The following is a 17207-nucleotide window of genomic DNA, read 5'->3' on the forward strand; positions in this document are numbered from 1 at the left end:
TCCTCAGTCAAGAATGCCGGCCGGTGCCGGCGCCTGTGATCGCCACTGGCTCAGGGCCAGCCCCGCAAAAACCAGCCCCGCCGCCAGGATCTGAGCACCCGACAGCCGCTCGCCCAGCAATGTCACCGCGAAAATCAGGGTGAACACCGGAATCAGGTTGACCCAGGCTGCCGCCTGCGAGGCCGGCAGGCGGGCTACGGCGTAATTGAACAGCCCGTAGGCCCCGACCGTTACCAAGGTCCCCAGGTAGATCACCGCCAGTCCTCCCTGCCAGCCCGGCAGTGCCGGTGAAGGCTCCAGCCAGAACGCCAGGGGCGTGAAAAACAGCGTCCCGGCAAAGGCCTGCAAAGCTGTCAGCAGAAACGTCGAATAGCGCGAGGACAGGTGCTTGAGCAGCAAGGTATAGCCAGTGGCGCAGAGCATGGCCAGAAACTCGAAGGCATTACCCAGCAACGGGTTGGGCGCGCCCTCCTGCGCATCGCCGGCCAGGCTCAGCCAGACGGCCCCGGCAATCGCCACCCCGAAGCCGATCAGAGTCATGCGGCTGACGCGTTCGCCCAGCAGAACATAGGCGCCGACGGCCACCAGCAGGGGGAGAAGCGCGGTGATCATGCCGGCCTGCGCAGCGCTGGTGTTCTGCAGGGCCAAGGCCTCGAAGATGAAGTACAGGCAGGGCTCGCAGAGGGTCAGCCCCAGCAGGTACTTCCAGTCCCCGGGCTGGTAACGCATCTCTCCGCGCCAGCGCCAGGCCAGCGCAAACAGCCCGGCACCAATCAGCATGCGGGCGGCAATCACCCACAGCGCCGGCAATTCGGCAAAAGCCAGCTTCAAAGCGATGAAGGAACTGCCCCACAGGGCCATGGCCAGCACCAGCGCCAGCAGCGCCCCGTTTGCGCGCGCCATAAGTACTCCCGAGAAAACCTCAGTATAGAGGCCGGCCTACCGGGGCTGCGGTACAGCCGGACGCTATTGCACCCGTACAGCCCCCTGAAAATCCGCATATAGCAAATAAGAATATAGTTTTTGTTTAACCAAACTCTTTATCTGGTTAGGCTTTAAAGCGTCTTTCAAGGAGTATTCCCATGACTGCACTGCGAAACGCGCTTGCGCGATTCTTTCAACTGGAGTCGGCCAGCGGCCTGCTGCTGATTGCTGCCGCCGTGCTCGCCATGCTGATCAGCAACTCCCCCTTTGCCCACTTTTACAGTTCGCTTCTGGATGTGCCGGTAGCCGTTCAGATTGGCGCGCTGAAGATCGCCAAACCCCTGCTGCTGTGGATCAACGACGGTCTGATGGCGATCTTCTTCCTGCTGGTCGGGCTGGAGCTCAAGCGCGAGGTGGTCTACGGCCAGTTGGCCACTCCCTCGCAGATTATCCTGCCGGGTGCCGCGGCTATCGGCGGCATGCTGGTACCGGCACTGGTGTATGTCTGGTTCAACCATGGCGACAGCGAAGCCATGCGCGGTTGGGCCATTCCCATGGCCACCGATATCGCCTTCGCCTTGGGCGTGCTGGCCCTGCTTGGCTCGCGGGTTCCGACCTCGCTCAAGCTGTTCCTGATGACCCTGGCGATCATTGACGACCTGGGCGCCATCATCGTCATCGCCCTGTTCTACTCCAGCGAACTTTCCAGCCTCTCACTGATGCTGGCGGGCGCGGCACTGATCGGCCTGCTTGCCCTCAACCGCATGGGCGTACGCCAACTGGGCCCTTACCTGCTGCTGGGTCTGTTCCTCTGGGTCTGCGTGCTGAAAAGCGGCGTGCACGCCACGCTGGCCGGTGTGGCGCTGGCGTTCTTCATTCCGGTCAAAGGCGATAACCCCGAGCACTCGCCGCTGGCCACACTGGAGCACGCCCTGCATGGCTGGGTGGCCTTTGGCATTCTGCCGCTGTTTGCCTTCGCCAATGCCGGTGTCTCGCTGGAGGGCATGAACCTGCAGAGTTTCCTGCAACCGGTACCGCTGGGCATTGCCGCCGGCCTGCTGCTGGGCAAGACCGTCGGCGTCCTTGGTCTGACGGCCATCGCCGTGTTCACCCGCATGGCCCGCCTGCCCGAAGGCGCCAACTGGGGGCAACTGCTGGGCGTGGCCGTACTCTGCGGCATCGGCTTTACCATGAGCCTGTTTGTCGGCTCCCTGGCTTTCACCCCGGATGTCAGCCCCTATGCCGGCCAGGACCGCATGGGCATTCTCACCGGCTCACTGCTGGCCGCCGTGCTCGGTTATGTGATCTGCCGGCTGAGCAGCCGCGCCCCGGCTAACTGACCCCGGTGCACAATAAAAAGGCCCGTCCAGTGGACGGGCCTTTTTGTTAGCTCTTGCGAGGGGAATTACTCGTCCATCTGCGACTGCAGGTAGTTCTGCAAACCGACCTTCTCGATCAGGCCGAGCTGGGTTTCCAGCCAGTCCACATGCTCTTCCTCGGACTCGAGGATCTCTTCGAGCAACTCGCGGGTGGCGTAATCGCCGGCGCTCTCGCAATAGGCAATCGCCGCCTTCAGGTCGGGAATGCCCTTCATCTCCAGCTTGAGATCGCACTCCAGCATTTCCTTGACGTTCTCGCCGATCAGCAGCTTGCCCAGATCCTGCAGGTTGGGCAGACCTTCGAGAAAGAGAATGCGCTTGGTCAGCTTGTCGGCATGCTTCATCTCGTCGATGGACTCGTGGTACTCGTGCTCGCCGAGCTTTTCCAGTCCCCAGTCCTGATACATGCGCGCGTGCAGGAAGTACTGGTTGATGGCCACCAGTTCGTTGCCAAGGATCTTGTTCAGATGCTGAATGACCTTCTTGTCGCCTTTCATGACCCGCGCCTCTATCAAGCTCAGTGAAGTAATGCCCGAGTCTGGTCCGCGGTCTTCCTACTGTCAAACGCAGAAGCAAGCCGGCCGGCACGGACCAGCCCTGCCGGTGACAGACATAACCCTGAACCCCTGAAATGCAGGCGAAAAAAAACCGGGCATGGCCCGGTTTTACCCGATGCTTACGCTCACGCCACGGCGTAGGTGGCCGGCGTGAAGGTCTGCACGCCAACCTGCCCCACATGGGCGGTGTGCATATTGCTCACGGTTTCGCGGACGATCTGTTTGGCCAGACAGGCGCACTTGCCGCACTGGGAGCCCACCCCCAAGGTTTCGCGCACTTCGCGATAGCTGCAGCAGCCTTCGTAGATGGCTTCGCGGATCTGGCCGTCGGTAATCCCGTTGCAGAGGCAGACGTACATGCGAATGAGTCCTGATTAAGCGTATGCGCAGAGCTTAATCTTAATGAGAATGCTTGTCAAAACATCCGCTATTTATTCGCAACAACCTCTGTACATCTATATCCAATGCTTTGGCTGAGCCTGACCACAGGGCACGCCGACCAACAGGGCCGGCCAAGCAAATACAAAAAACCCGGCCAAGGCCGGGTTTCGTTCTGGACACAGGCACTCAGTCCTCGTCGTCCATCCAGCCGCCCATCTGCTTCCAGCTGTTGACGATGCCGCAGAACAGCTCGGCCGTCTTCTCGGTGTCATAACGCGCCGAGTGTGCTTCCTTGCCGTCGAAGGCAATACCAGCTGCCTGACAGGCCTTGGCAAGGACTGTCTGACCATAAGCCAGACCGGCGAGAGTTGCGGTATCGAAGCTGGAGAACGGATGGAATGGATTGCGCTTCAGGGCCGTGCGATTGACCGCGGCATTGAGAAAGCCAAGGTCGAAACTGCTGTTGTGCCCGACCAGGATCGCCCGCTTGCAGCCATTGGCCTTGAGCGACTTGCGGATGCCGCGGAAGATTTCGCCCAGTGCCTGCTCTTCACTCACGGCCATGCGCAGCGGGTGATCCAGCTTGATGCCGGTGAAATCCAGCGCCGCCTGCTCGATATTGGCCCCGGCGAAGGGTTCGATACGGAAGAAATAGGTGTGCTCGGGGAACAGCAGGCCCTCCTCGTCCATGCCGATGGTGACCGCGGCAATTTCCAGCAAGGCATCGGTGGCCGCATTGAAGCCACCGGTCTCGACATCCACCACCACCGGCAGGTAGCCACGGAAACGACGGGCCATCGGCGGCTTGAGTCCGCCGCTGTGCGGCTCCAGTTCGTCTTCGTAGTACTCCAGATCCTCACTCATCGACGAGTCTCCAGCGCAGCTGCTCATTGGCTCGCAGCGGCACGACTTCGAAATCGCCGAACGGCAGGCTGGCCGGTGCCGTCCACTCCTCGCGTACCAGAGTGATGCGGTCGGTGTTGCGCGGCAGGCCGTAGAAATCAGCACCAAAGTGGCTGGCAAAGGCTTCCAGCTTGTCCAGAGCGCCCTGCTGCTCGAACACCTCGGCGTAGAGTTCGATGGCGGCATAGGCGGTATAGCAGCCGGCACAGCCACAGGCGGCTTCCTTGGCGTGCTTGGCATGCGGCGCCGAGTCGGTGCCGAGGAAGAACTTCGGGTTGCCACTGGTGGCCGCCTCCAGCAACGCCTGCTGGTGGGTGCCGCGCTTGAGAATCGGCAGGCAGTAGAAATGCGGGCGGATACCGCCAACCAGCATGTGGTTACGGTTGTACAGCAGATGGTGGGCAGTGATCGTGGCGCCGACATTGGCCGGCGCGGCCTTAACGAACGCGGCGGCATCGCCGGTGGTGATGTGTTCGAACACCACCTTCAGGGTCGGGAAACGCTCGACCACGCGGGTCAGGTGCTCATCGATGAAACGCTTCTCACGGTCGAACACGTCGACCTCGGGACGGGTCACCTCGCCATGCACCAGCAGCGGCAGGCCGATCTCGGCCATGGCCTCCAGCGCCGGGAAGATCTTGTCCAGGCTGGTCACCCCGGAATCGGAGTTGGTGGTCGCCCCGGCCGGGTACAGCTTGGCGGCATGCACAAATCCGCTGGCCTTGGCGCCACGCACATCATCGGGCGTGGTGTTGTCGGTGAGGTACAGCACCATCAGCGGTTCGAAACGGCTGCCGGCGGGCGCGCCGCGAGAATGCGCTGACGGTAGGCGTCGGCCTCGGCGGCATTGCGTACCGGCGGCACCAGGTTGGGCATGACGATGGCACGGCCGAAGGTGCGGGCAGCATCACCGACGGTCTGCGCCAGGGCGGCACCGTCACGCAGATGGATGTGCCAGTCATCGGGGCGCAGCAGAGAAATACGGTCGGACATGAAGACTTTCCTGGCGGGTAAAACGTGGGCAAATGCTACCGGAAAAGGCCGATTGCCGGGCAGCGAATTTCACCGACCGGTCACCAGCTGTCGCCCGGCATCAAGTTTGCGAGCCTGCCGCCGATACTGACTGCATCGACCCTTGTCACTCTGGAGCGCACTGTGCACCAGCCCACATTTGCCCTGCTCGGCCTGATGCTGAGCCTGCCGGCCACGGCCCTGACCTTCCAGCCCCGACTGGAAAAGGCCCAGTGGCAGGTCGAAGGCGACCAGTTCGAGTGCCGTCTGAGCCAGCCGGTGGCGGACTTTGGCAGTGGCGAGTTTGTGCGCAAGGCCGGCGAGCAGGCGATCTTTCGCCTCAACGCCAGCGAGCGCCTGCTGGGCCAGGGACAAGCCACCCTGCTGGCCGCAGCTGCCCCCTGGCAACCGGGACGAGGCGACATCAACCTCGGGGCGGTCAAGGTGCAGTTCGGCAGCACCCCGCTGGCCACCAGCGAAGCCCAGGCCGCGCGCCTGCTGACCGGTCTGCTGGAAGGCCGCAGCCCGCTGGTACGCCACCAGAGCTGGCAGGGCGACCGCACCGAAGTGCGCCTGCTGCCAACGCACTTCGCCAAGGCCTACGCCGAGTTTGCCACCTGTAACACCAAGCTGCTGCCGGTGAATTTCGAGCAGATCAGGAACACCCAGATCGGTTTTGCCAGCGGTATTGCTCTGGATGATCTGGGCAAGGCCAAGCTGGACATCATCCTCGAGTACCTCAAGGCCGACCCGACGGTGAACCGCATCCAGCTGGACGGCCACTCCGACAACAGTGGCAATCGCCTGCTCAACCGTGACCACTCCCGGCGACGGGCCCTGGCCGTCATGGAGTACCTGAAAGCCAAGGGCATCGCCGAAGAGCAGATCACCCTGCGCTTCCATGGCGAGCGCTATCCGCTGGTACCCAACAACTCCGCCAGCAACCGGGCGAAAAACCGCCGGGTAACCATCACCCTGTCGCGCGAACCTGAAGCCGAAGAAGCACCCGCGCCGACCACGCCGACCAGCAGCGACACTCCCGCGGCCACCTCCTGAATCCATCATCCTCAGTCGCTTTGTCGTCAGAGGGTGTCGCGCCCCTGTAAAAGAGCGTCTACCACCGGTAGAATCGTGCGCTTTTCCGTACAACCCCGTGGAGCTGATGGCATGACGGACGTTAAGAAGGTCGTTCTGGCCTATTCCGGTGGCCTGGACACCTCGGTGATCCTCAAGTGGCTGCAAGACACCTACAACTGTGAAATCGTGACTTTCACCGCTGACCTCGGTCAGGGCGAAGAAGTCGAGCCAGCCCGTGCCAAGGCCCAGGCCCTGGGCGTGAAGGAAATCTACATCGACGACCTGCGCGAAGAGTTCGTGCGTGATTTCGTCTACCCGATGTTCCGCGCCAATACCGTTTACGAAGGCGAGTACCTGCTGGGCACCTCCATCGCCCGCCCGCTGATCGCCAAGCGCCTGATCGAGATCGCCAACGAGACCGGCGCCGACGCCATCTCCCACGGTGCCACCGGCAAGGGCAACGACCAGGTGCGCTTCGAGCTGGGCGCCTATGCACTCAAGCCGGGCGTGAAAGTGATCGCCCCCTGGCGCGAGTGGGACCTGCTGTCCCGCGAGAAGCTGATGGATTACGCCGAAACCCACGGCATCCCGATCGAGCGTCACGGCAAGAAGAAGTCGCCCTACTCCATGGACGCCAACCTCCTGCACATCTCCTATGAAGGCGGCGTGCTGGAAGACACCTGGACCGAGCACGAAGAAGACATGTGGCGTTGGACCGTCTGCCCGCAGAAGGCGCCGGACGTTCCCACCTACATCGAGCTGACCTACCGCAAGGGCGACATTGTTGCCATCGACGGCAAGGAAATGACCCCGGCCCAGGTGCTGACCGAACTGAACCGCATCGGCGGCGAGAACGGCATCGGCCGTCTGGACATCGTCGAGAACCGTTACGTCGGTATGAAGTCGCGCGGCTGCTACGAGACCCCCGGCGGCACCATCATGCTGCGCGCCCACCGCGCCATCGAGTCCATCACCCTGGACCGCGAAGTGGCCCACCTGAAAGACGAGCTGATGCCGAAATACGCCAGCCTGATCTACAACGGCTACTGGTGGAGCCCGGAGCGTCTGATGCTGCAGCAGATGATCGACGCCTCCCAGGCCAACGTGAACGGCGTCGTGCGCCTGAAGCTGTACAAGGGCAACGTCATCGTCACCGGCCGCAAGTCCGACGATTCGCTGTTCGACGCCAACATCGCCACCTTTGAAGAAGACGGCGGCGCCTACAACCAGGCGGATGCCGGCGGCTTCATCAAGCTCAATGCACTGCGCATGCGCATTGCGGCGGGCAAAGGCCGCAGCCCGCTGAAATAAGCGACTGCAGCTGTTAAAAAGCCCCGTGCGGCCACGACCCGCACGGGGCTTTTTTCATTCCGGCGCAGCTTGCTGGCGCCGCCAGGCCGCCGGCGTGCAACCGGCCCAGCGCCGGAAGGCATGGATGAAGGCCGCCGCCTCGGCATAGCCCAGCGCCAGCGCCACCTGTTCGACACTCTGGGTACCACTGCCCAGCAATTGCCGGGCACGACTGAAGCGGGTCTCGTCGAGCAACTGGCGATAACTGCTGCCGGCGGCGCTCAGCTGATGACGCAGAGTGCGTTCGGCCAGGCCGAGCGCAGCGGCCACCTGAGCCGCATCCGGATAGCCCTGCGAATACAACGCCAGGTGCTGGCGTACCTGAGCGACCACGTCGCCACCCCGCTGCTCCTGCAGTTGCTGCGCCAGACGCTCATCGCATTGCCCGCGATAGTAGGCATGGGCCGTCGGGTCGGCCGTTGGCAGCTTCAGCTGCAGGTGCTCGTTGGCAATCCAGAAGCGCGCCTGCTCGGCACCAAAGCGCACCGGGCAACCGTAATAGGCCTCGTAGGGCCGGCCGTCCGCCGGCGCGGGATATGGCACCTCGACCCGCGCAGCGCGCAGATTCAGGCCGAGATTGTTCTGCAGATCGAGCAGCAGCTTGTAGGTACCGGCCATTTCCACATCGACCAGAAAACGCCGACCGGGCTCGGGCAGCTCCAGCGGCGTCAGGCACAGCGCACTCTCGCGCTCACCGGGCACGAAACTCAGCGGACTGAAGAGAAAAGTCAGTTGCTGGTAGCGCAACCCGCACTGCAACGCCTCATAGGCATTGGCGCAGGTCAGCAACAGGAAGCTGAACGGCCCGTAGCCGGTGAAGCCAAAACCCTGCCCCAGCGTCAGACCCAGATCGGCGCGTGGCAAGCGGCCGGCCAGATCACAGAGCAGACGCAGCTCGAGCGCACGGTCGATGCGCGCGCCGGGAGCCAGTTGCTCCTCGGAAAGACCATAGCTGGCCAGCACCGGCGACAGATCGAAGCCCTCGGCACGCAGGGTATTGAGCATGTACAGCAGGCCGAGCACGGGTTGAGTGGTCATACGGATCACTTGCCGGAATTATCAATTTATCCTGCCACCCTAGCATATCCCCACAAAACGGCAGCCCATTAAAGTGCGGGTCATCGGCCAACCCGCCGCCCGACAACAAGAAGGAAGACTGCCCATGAATGCTCGCGTTACCCCCTCGTTCGATCCTGCCACCGCGCCCTCGCCGCTGCTGGTGGATGTCGCCATCATCGGCGCCGGCTTTGGCGGCCTGTGCATGGCCATCCAGCTGTTGAAAAACGGCAATGATCGCTTCGTAGTGCTGGAAAAAGCCGCCGAAGTGGGCGGCACCTGGCGCGACAACAGCTACCCGGGCGCGGCCTGCGATGTGCAATCGCACATGTACTCCTTCTCCTTCGCCGGCAAGGCGGACTGGAGCCAGCGCTATGCGCCCTGGCAGGAAATCCAGCAGTACATCCTCGACACCACCGACGCCTACGGCCTGCGCCGCTACATTCGCCCCAACTGCATGGTCAGCGGCGCCCGCTTCGACAAGAGCACCGCGCTCTGGACACTGGACACCGCCGCCGGCGATGTGATCCGCGCACGCCATGTGGTGCTCGCCTCCGGGCCATTGCATGTGCCTTCCATCCCTCAGTTCAAGGGCATGGAGACCTTCAAGGGGGCGCTGTTCCATTCGGCGCAGTGGGATCACAGCGTCGATCTCAAGGGCAAGAAAGTCATTTCGATCGGTACCGGCGGCAGCGCCATCCAGTACTGCCCGGAGATTGCTCCGGAGGTCGAGCAACTGACCGTGATGCAACGCACGCCGGCCTGGGTCATCCCGCGCGATACGCGCAAGTACCCCGAGTGGAAGAAAAAACTCTTCGCCCGCTTCCCGCTGATCCGCAAGCTGCACCGTGCGCGCCTGTACTGGAGCAACGAATCGCGCGTCTGGCCGATCTTCAATCCGGCGATCGCCAGGGTCCTGCAGAACCTGGCCAAGCTGTTCATCCGATACCAGGTCAAGGATCCCGAACAGGTGCGCCGGCTGACCCCGGACTATGTGCTGGGCTGCAAGCGCATCCTGATCTCCAACAAGTGGTACCCCATGTTCAACCGCAGCAACGTGGAGCTGGTCAGCGAGGGCGTGCGCGAGATCCGCGAACACTCGCTGGTGACCAGCAGCGGCCGCGAGATAGAAGCCGACTGCATCATCCTTGGTACCGGTTTCCAGGTCGACCCGCGCCTGTACATGCAGGACTTCCCCTGCAGCGGTCTGCCCGGCCATGAACTGATGGACGACTGGAAGGATGGTGCCGAGGCCTATCTGGGCATCAGCGTGCATGGCTACCCCAACCTGCACCAGCTGGTCGGCCCCAACACCGCGCTGGGGCACAACTCGATCATCTTCATGATCGAAGCGCAGGTGCACTACATCCTCGAAGCCATGAAGGCCATGGACAACCGCGGCGCCGACTACCTGGATGTAAAGCCCGAAGCGCAGGCGCGTTTCAATGCCAAGGTGCAGGCAGCCATGAAAGGGACGGTATGGAGCTCAGGCTGCGTCAGCTGGTACCAGCAGGGCGACGGCAAGAACTTCACCATCTGGCCCTGGTCCACCTGGCGTTACTGGCTGGCCACGCGCCAGGTACCGCTCGCCGACTACAGTTTCCACCGCCGCGAGGCCCAGCCGGAGCCGCGCCGCCAACAGAAAGCCGTAGAGTCTGCCTGACAGCGGAAACAAAAACGCCCCGCAACGCGGGGCGTTTTCGCTGAATGTTTGATCAGTGAGCGACGCGACTGGTGCCGTTGACGCTCATGATGCGCACACGCTCGCCAACCCGGAAAATCTCGTTTTCCTGCACTTCCTGGACGTAAGCGCGCAATGAACCGTCATCTTCACGCACGGTAATCTCGACTCCCTGAGTACGGGTCAAGCCCTCTTCTGCAGCAGCTCCCAGCATACCGCCCGCCACTGCACCAATAATGGCTGCTACGGTGCTGCCTTTACCGCCACCAATCCCACTGGCAGCCACACCACCCACACCTGCACCGGCAATAGCCCCAATCGGCGTTTTGCTGCCTTCGATCTTCACAGGCCGCAGGCTCTCGATCGTGCCCATACGCACAGTCTGCACCTGGCGCGCTTCATCTCGGGAATAGGAGTCGCCGGTCAGACTCGACTGGCAGCCGCCAAGCAGCAGGCCAACACTGGTCATGGCAGCCAGCAGCACAACGGATTTACGCATGATGAATCCTCGCTTTAAAGGTGTGTCCATTAGACAGCGGCAAGTGCCAAGTGTCACCGCTGATATGGGAAAAACTCTGGGGCGGCGCGACAATCAGTCTAGTGTCATCAGCCAGGCTTCCTGCAGTAGCCTGCACGCGAGCAGAGGATAGCCTATGGATTACTTCATTATTTTCATCACCACCGCCGCCGGCCTGTACTTTCACTGGTGGCTGTTTGTGCGGATTCGCCGCTGGAGCGACCGCGACCTGGCCCTGTCGATGGCCGAAGGCGATGCCGGCAAACGTGCCTACATGCTCGAACAGCTGGCCCTGGCGCAGACCCAGAAAATCAAGCGCCGCGACCTAACAGAGTGGCTGCAGCAGGCCGCCGCGCACTACCGCCCCTGAGCCGCATGCCACAGGCGAGCAATGGCTCCCATACGTGACTCGATCTGCGGCCCGGCACAGGCCAGGGCCTCTGCCAGCGACTGCGGCCCCTCGCACAGACTGAACGCCGCGCTCACCCCCTGCTCATAAAGCGCCTCATAGCCAGGCCCCAGACTGCCCCCGAGAGCGACCACCGGCACACCGGCGGCCTGAGCCAGTCGCGCCACGCCCAGCGGGGTCTTGCCATGCAGGGTCTGGCCATCCAGGCGTCCCTCGCCGGTCACCAACAGATCAGCGCCCCGCAGATGCTCAGCCAGCCCCACCTGCTCGGCAACCAGGCTCACGCCCGGCCGCAGCTCTGCAGCCAACACACAACGCAGGGCAAAACCGATACCACCGGCCGCACCGCTGCCAGGAACAGTTGCCACCGACTGCTCGGTGGCAGCCTCCAGCAAAGCTGCAAAGTGCCCCAGCGCGGCATCCAGCTGCGCCACCTGAGCCGCGCTGGCGCCCTTCTGCGGACCAAACACGGCCGAAGCACCGCGCGGGCCGCAAAGCGGATTATCGACATCCACCGCCGCCTCGAAGGTACAGCGCTTAAGGCCTTGATTCAGTCCGGAGAGATCGACATGACGCAAGCGCGCCAGCGCTGCGCCGCCGCGTTCGAGCTCGGCACCGCCGGCGTCACGCAGACTCACCCCGAGGGCCTGCAGCAGACCGGCACCACCATCGTTGCAGGCACTGCCTCCAAGGGTCAGCAGCAAATGACGGGCTCCCTGCCGGAGCGCTTCGCCAATCAACTGACCGGTGCCATAACTGCTGGCACGCAGCACGTCACGCCGGGCAGGCTCAACCAGTGCCAGTCCACTGGCGGCCGCCACTTCGATAATCGCCGTACCGTCCGCAAGCAGCCCCCAGTCGGCCTGCACGGGTTCGCCGAGAGGCCCCTCGACCCAGGCCTGCAGGCGCTGGCCGCCACGGGACGCAAGCAAAGCATCCAGCGTGCCTTCACCGCCGTCGGCCATTGGCACGCAGATGCATTCAGCCTGCGGATCAACCGCCAGCCAGCCACGCGCCATGGCCGCCGCGACTTCGCCGGCGGTCAGGCACTCTTTGAAGGAATCGGGGGCAAAGACCACCCGCATGGATCAGGGCGCCAGCCGCTCACGCAGCCAGCCACCATCGACCAGGCGGTAGTTCAGGCGGTCATGCAGACGGCTGGGGCGGCCCTGCCAGAACTCGATACGCTCGGGCAGCAGGCGATAACCACCCCAGTGTTCCGGGCAGTGCGGCGCGGTATTGAGGAAGCGCTCCTGGGTCACGGCCAGCAACCGCTCCAGCTCGCTGCGATCGGCGATGACGCGACTCTGCGGTGAAGCCCAGGCACCCAGGCGACTACCCAGCGGTCGTACCTGGAAGTAAGCATCGGACTCTTCAGCAGTGACGCGCTCTACCCGGCCCTCGATGCGCACCTGGCGCTCCAGGGTTGGCCAGAAGAAGGTCATGGCCGCAAACGGTCGCGCCACCAACTGCTCGCCTTTGGCACTGTCGTAATTACTGAAGAAGGTAAAGCCACGCTCATCCAGCGCTTTGAGCAGCAGCACCCGGCAGTGCGGACGGCCGTCAGCGTCAACCGTGGCGAGCGTCATGGCATTGGGCTCAACCGGCAACTGTTCGGTTTTGACCGCCTCGTCAAACCAACGATGAAACAGGCTCAACGGTTCATCCGGAGCCTGAGCTTCGCTCAGGCCGTCCCGGGTGTAGTCACGCCGCATATCGGCGATGTTCTGAGTCATGGCAATGCTCCGCAAGAAAAGTCTGAGCGCAGCTTAATTGGCCTTGGGTTTGCTGGTTTGATCTGCGACAAGAGTCGGTTGAGCTGGCTGGTTATAGAAATTCATCAACGCCACGAGGGTGTTCTTCGGCGTCAGGATAATTTCTACCCGGCGGTTGAGCTCACGCCCTGCTGCACTGTCGTTAGCGGCACGCGGCATGTTTGACCCCATGCCCTTAAGCAGCATGCGATCACGCTGCAGGCCGCTCAGGCGGAAGATCGAGGCCACCGCCATGGCGCGCTGCTCGCTGAGTTTCAGATTCTGCTCGGCGGCACCGCTGCTGTCGGCATGGCCGAGTACTAGTACAGCGGCATCGGCGTCCTGCTCGGCAATCTTGGCCAGCTTGGTCAGCGGGCCGAGCTTGGCCGGCATCAGCATTTGTGGACGGTCGGGGTTGAAACCACCCTTGACCGGCATATGGACTGCCAACACATTGCGACGCCGCTCAAGGGTAAAACCGCTACCCTCAATCGCTGCTTTGAGCTTTGGCTCGTAGCGATCAAGCCAGGCCTTGGTCTCGCCCGCCAGGGCTTCAACTTCCTGCTTGGGTGTCAGCGGTTTCTTATCACTGGCCCCTACCGACTCCCTGGGAGCGCCACTGCAGCCGGCGAGGACGGCCAGACTGAGCAAAAAAATGATTTTCTTCATGGTTATTCCCCCCAATGGAATAGTGCGCTGACCCGAAACTACCGACGGGTTCATGCTGCTGGCCATGATAAGCGCTCTGCGGCGCTATTGCCTTGCAATCTGTCGGCTCACAGCCGTCCAGCCTGCTAGGCAATCTTAAAGCTGCTGCACACAACAGAACGGACAGCACTCAGACACAGCTACAAATTTTCACCAAGCAAACGAGCCAGGCGCTGCGCGCGCGGGTCCATCAGCACATAGGGGCCGAGGCTGTTGGTCACGAAGGCGAACGCCACGCCGCGCTGTGGATCGGCAAAGCCGATGGAGCCACCGGCTCCGGGATGGCCAAAGGCCTGCGGACCGAGACCATAGGTAGCATTGGCCACCTGAGGCTGATCAAGCATGCAGCCGAGACCGAAACGGGTCTGGGTCAGCAGGGTGCGGTCCTCGCCACAGGCGTGTTCACGGGTCAGTTCTGCAAGCAAGGCCGCATCCAGCAAACGTCCCTGCAGCAAGCCCGTGTAGAAACCGGCCAGCGCCCGCGCCGTGCCATGGCCGTTGGCCGCCGGCTGCTGCATGCGGCGCCACTCCGGTTTGTTGGTGCTGGTCATGATCGACGGCGGATTGGTGAAGGCCCGCGTGGTCATCGAGGCCGGCTCGCTCATCATGCAGCGCAGTAGACGCTGGGCGGCGGCATCGCCCAGGTCGCCCTTCTTGCGGCCGATGGCAGCCACCCGCGGGAACTCGTCATCGTGCAGACCGATATGAAAATCCAGCCCCAGCGGAATGGCCGTGCGCCGCACGATGGCCTCGCCCGGCCCACAGCCCTCGACCCGCCGGATCAGCTCACCGAGCAGCCAGCCATAAGTGATCGGGGCATAGCCGTGCCCGCTGCCCGGCTCCCACCAAGGCTGTTCCGCTGCCAGCGCCGCGGTCATGGCCTGCCAGTCATACAGCGCTTCGGGCGCCAGCATCTGGCGCAGGGCTGGCAGACCAGCCTGATGGCTGAGCAACTGACGCAGGGTGATGGCGCCCTTGCCGGCCTGGGCAAATTCCGGCCAGTCCTGCGCCACCGGCCGATCCAACGCCAGCTTGCCTTCGCCCACCAGCTGCAGGGCCGCCACCGCCGTAAAGGTCTTGGTACAGGAGAACAGATTGGCCAGGGTGTCGCTGTGCCAGGCCTGCTCGCCATCCTTGTCGGCCACACCGGCCCACAGGTCGAGCACGGTTTCCCCGTCGATCTGCACGCACAGGGCGGCACCGCGCTCCTGCGGATCGTTGAACAGTTCAGCGAAGGCATCCTTCACTGCCTCGAAACGAAGATCGAAATAGCCCTGAATCTGCACAGCCGGACTCCTGCACTGCGGGTTAAATGAGTAGCGGGGCGCGATTGTTTCAGGCCCACCCCGCGCAGGAAACCCGGCGCAAGGTGGGCGCACGCCTTATTGAGCGGCGGAATGCCCCGGCATAGGTGCCGCAAGCGGGGCCTTCAGCCAGTTCGGCAACTGCAGATTGGCCTTGCGCACCTGCTCGACAAAGCCCTGCCAGGGGCGATCGGTAATGGCTACCAGACCCAGATGGCCGTTCTCGCCATCCAGCAGGCGGCCACTCGCGGGCTGGTCCAGGTACTGGAACCAGTGCGCACCGACGATCAGCGGATGGCGGGCTGCCTTTTCCAGGAACTGGGCATAGGCCAGGCCACGCTCCTCCTCCTTGTACACCTCAACCACCCCGCCCCAGAACGGCCCGCGGTCACGCGAGCCGAAGTGGAACTCGCTGATCATCACCGGCTTGTTCAGCGCCTTGAGTGCGGCAAAGTCGTAGCCATGCTCCGGCTCCCGGGTGTACAGGTTGAAGCTCAGCACATCGCAATACTGCGCACAGGCAGCCACCGCCTCGGGGGTGCTGACGGCAAAACGTCCGCCGAGCAGCAGGTGATTGGGCGCATGCCATTCCAGCGAATCGGCGATGGTCTTGAAGTAGGTGTCAGCGTAGGTGCGCAGGAAACGCTGCAGATCCTTTTCAATGGCCGGGAACTCGGCACTCGGCAACGGCGCCTGGAACCCCGGATCCTCCATCAGCTCCCAAGCCTTCAGCTCGATACCCCAGGCCCTGGAAAGCCCTTCATGGTTGCGGTACTTGTCGCGCAGCTGCTTGAGAAAGACGCGTTTGGCCGGCACATCGGTGGTCAGACGCAGGGTGGCATAAGCCAGCGCGTAGCGTGCCTGAGGCTCATTGCCCGGGGCTGCCCAGGCCACCTCGTTGTCGGCAAAGAACCCGAGCAGCCAGGGATCTTCCCGGTGGTCACGGGCGGTAATCGCCACCGCACGTTCAACCGCCATGGCGAAGCGCGGGTCGAACGGATCGGGCACACCACCCCACCAGGCATTGCCGCTGTCGATGGTGGCAAAGTCCCCCTGAATCGACAGTGAGATGGTGTAGGGAATGCGGTCCTGGCCGCTGAAGACGCCCTCGCTCCAGCCACCCAGCGTATTGAAACCCCAGGCCTGCAGGCGTTGCAGGGCGCTGCTGCGCCAGGCAGACAGATCGGCCTCGCCGTAGCTGCGCGCGCGGTTGGCGGCATAAAAGTCATACCACTGGCCCTGGGCATAGCCACGCCCCCGATTGGCCGCATTACCACTGCGGCTGTCGGACTCTCCGTAGAAGGCAGCCAGAGGCTCACCGGGTTTGGGCAGCTGCATGAACATGCTTTCCCGGCCGGTGACGTAAGTCTGGCTCTGGTGAGGCGTCACCGCGTTGACCCCGAGGGAAAAGAACGGATTGCCTTCCGGCGTCACCAGATACCACTGTCCGTCACGCTGTTCGGTACGGAAAAAACCATTGGCCTCGAATGGCTGACTGGTCTGCCAGCCGCCAAAACGGTCCTGAACTGGACGCTGCTTGAGCCAGCCCTGCACTTGCTGCTGCTCACGGACAACCTCGTTCTTGAGCTGGGCATCGCTGGTGATCTTACCTGGCCAGTCGCGTCGGGTGGACTGCCCGTAGCGGTCGATCAAGCCGGCATAGACAGCGGACAGAGGCGCCTCCGGCTGACTGCCAAAACGCCCCAGCAAGAGGCTTTGCGCAGTCTGCGGCTGCTCCAGGGACAACTCCACGCGCTTGATCTGGCGCGCGTCCAGCTGGCCACTGACCTCGGTGGCCACCAGCACACTCTGACCGTTATGCCGCCAGGGCATCGGTGGTGCTGCGCGCATCCCCTGAGCAATAGGCGCCGTGACCTGCAAGGGCACCAGCAGGGTTTGCGCCGGCCCGGCCGGAATAGCAATACGGCTGCTGAGCTGCTGACCATCCAGCGACTCGATCCGCACCAGCAGGGTCAGATCCCAGTCCATGGCATTCTGCAGACGCAGGCTCATGGCGCCCTGCTGCGACCAGTCCCAACTGCCCTGCGCCGGGGTCAGCGTCAGACTTGGTTGGGCGGCAGGACTGAAAGTCACGCGGCGAAGAATCTCACCCTGACCATTGGTCTCAGCCTGCAGGTCAGGCAACACAGCATCTTTCAGGATGACCTGAACACTATCGAGCGGCCGAACAAAATT

The 17207-nt window shown here is 63.0% G+C and carries 15 protein-coding genes and 2 pseudogenes; 5 read left to right on the forward strand and 12 right to left on the reverse strand.

What is annotated here, in order from left to right:
* Nucleotides 1-3: 3 nt before the first annotated feature.
* Nucleotides 4-903: a DMT family transporter gene (locus tag CK486_RS05990; RefSeq protein ID WP_095939371.1), complete on the reverse strand. Its 900-nt coding sequence runs from the start codon at nt 901-903 to the stop codon at nt 4-6.
* 179 nt (nt 904-1082) lie between these two features.
* Here CK486_RS05990 and nhaA point away from each other — a divergent pair, with 179 nt between their 5' ends.
* On the forward strand, nt 1083-2264 hold the full coding sequence (nhaA, locus tag CK486_RS05995; RefSeq protein WP_095939372.1) for a Na+/H+ antiporter NhaA: 1182 nt from the start codon (nt 1083-1085) through the stop codon (nt 2262-2264).
* Nucleotides 2265-2329: 65 nt separating this feature from the next.
* Here the strand turns inward: nhaA and bfr are convergent, their stop codons facing one another.
* The 4 genes and pseudogenes from bfr to pyrC all read right to left on the reverse strand — a co-directional run bounded on the left by bfr (nt 2330) and on the right by pyrC (nt 5137).
* Nucleotides 2330-2800, reverse strand: coding sequence for a bacterioferritin (gene bfr / locus CK486_RS06000; RefSeq protein ID WP_095939373.1), 471 nt, complete (start codon nt 2798-2800; stop codon nt 2330-2332).
* Between the two features lie 185 nt (nt 2801-2985).
* Entirely contained in the window at nt 2986-3219 is a 234-nt protein-coding gene (locus tag CK486_RS06005; RefSeq protein WP_095939374.1) for a bacterioferritin-associated ferredoxin, read from the reverse strand.
* Nucleotides 3220-3427: 208 nt separating this feature from the next.
* Nucleotides 3428-4105 carry a ribonuclease T gene (gene rnt / locus CK486_RS06010; RefSeq protein ID WP_095939375.1) on the reverse strand — a complete coding sequence of 226 codons (678 nt, stop codon included), beginning with the start codon at nt 4103-4105 and terminating at the stop codon, nt 3428-3430.
* Nucleotides 4098-5137: pseudogene (gene pyrC, locus CK486_RS06015) on the reverse strand (dihydroorotase). Before pyrC ends, rnt begins: the two are co-directional and overlap by 8 nt.
* 195 nt (nt 5138-5332) lie before the next feature.
* Between pyrC and CK486_RS06020 the strand changes: the two are divergent.
* Together CK486_RS06020 and CK486_RS06025 are read left to right on the forward strand one after the other, a co-directional pair.
* Nucleotides 5333-6211: an OmpA family protein gene (locus CK486_RS06020; RefSeq protein ID WP_095939617.1), complete on the forward strand. Its 879-nt coding sequence runs from the start codon at nt 5333-5335 to the stop codon at nt 6209-6211.
* 111 nt (nt 6212-6322) lie between these two features.
* Nucleotides 6323-7543, forward strand: a complete 1221-nt coding sequence (locus CK486_RS06025; protein ID WP_095939376.1) for an argininosuccinate synthase — start codon at nt 6323-6325, stop codon at nt 7541-7543.
* Between the two features lie 54 nt (nt 7544-7597).
* Here CK486_RS06025 and CK486_RS06030 read toward each other — a convergent pair whose 3' ends face one another.
* Nucleotides 7598-8620: an AraC family transcriptional regulator gene (locus CK486_RS06030; RefSeq protein ID WP_095939377.1), complete on the reverse strand. Its 1023-nt coding sequence runs from the start codon at nt 8618-8620 to the stop codon at nt 7598-7600.
* 124 nt (nt 8621-8744) lie between these two features.
* Between CK486_RS06030 and CK486_RS06035 the strand changes: the two genes are divergently transcribed.
* Nucleotides 8745-10301 (forward strand): NAD(P)/FAD-dependent oxidoreductase, encoded by a 1557-nt coding sequence (locus CK486_RS06035; RefSeq protein ID WP_095939378.1) that lies wholly within the window; start codon nt 8745-8747, stop codon nt 10299-10301.
* Between the two features lie 52 nt (nt 10302-10353).
* On the opposite strand, the gene CK486_RS06040 is transcribed toward CK486_RS06035, so the two are convergent.
* Nucleotides 10354-10818 (reverse strand): glycine zipper 2TM domain-containing protein, encoded by a 465-nt coding sequence (locus tag CK486_RS06040; protein WP_095939379.1) that lies wholly within the window; start codon nt 10816-10818, stop codon nt 10354-10356.
* A gap of 154 nt (nt 10819-10972) precedes the next feature.
* Between CK486_RS06040 and CK486_RS06045 the strand changes: the two genes are divergently transcribed.
* Entirely contained in the window at nt 10973-11206 is a 234-nt protein-coding gene (locus tag CK486_RS06045; protein ID WP_095939380.1) for a hypothetical protein, read from the forward strand.
* On the opposite strand, the gene CK486_RS06050 is transcribed toward CK486_RS06045, so the two are convergent.
* The 5 genes and pseudogenes from CK486_RS06050 to CK486_RS06070 form a co-directional block, all read right to left on the reverse strand.
* Complete coding sequence (locus CK486_RS06050; protein ID WP_095939381.1) at nt 11194-12330, reverse strand: glycerate kinase; 1137 nt, start codon at nt 12328-12330, stop codon at nt 11194-11196. The genes CK486_RS06045 and CK486_RS06050 overlap by 13 nt on opposite strands.
* A gap of 3 nt (nt 12331-12333) precedes the next feature.
* Complete coding sequence (gene pdxH, locus CK486_RS06055; RefSeq protein WP_095939382.1) at nt 12334-12981, reverse strand: pyridoxamine 5'-phosphate oxidase; 648 nt, start codon at nt 12979-12981, stop codon at nt 12334-12336.
* 39 nt (nt 12982-13020) lie between these two features.
* Nucleotides 13021-13536 (reverse strand): annotated as a pseudogene (locus tag CK486_RS06060) (OmpA family protein); the annotation flags it as partial.
* 311 nt (nt 13537-13847) lie between these two features.
* Nucleotides 13848-14993: a serine hydrolase domain-containing protein gene (locus tag CK486_RS06065; RefSeq protein WP_095939384.1), complete on the reverse strand. Its 1146-nt coding sequence runs from the start codon at nt 14991-14993 to the stop codon at nt 13848-13850.
* Between the two features lie 96 nt (nt 14994-15089).
* Nucleotides 15090-17156 carry a beta-agarase gene (locus CK486_RS06070; RefSeq protein WP_371915479.1) on the reverse strand — a complete coding sequence of 689 codons (2067 nt, stop codon included), beginning with the start codon at nt 17154-17156 and terminating at the stop codon, nt 15090-15092.
* Between the last annotated feature and the right edge of the window lie 51 nt (nt 17157-17207).

It is taken from the genome of Pseudomonas sp. HAR-UPW-AIA-41 (genome assembly GCF_002304225.1).
Taxonomy (GTDB): Bacteria; Pseudomonadota; Gammaproteobacteria; order Pseudomonadales; family Pseudomonadaceae; genus Aquipseudomonas.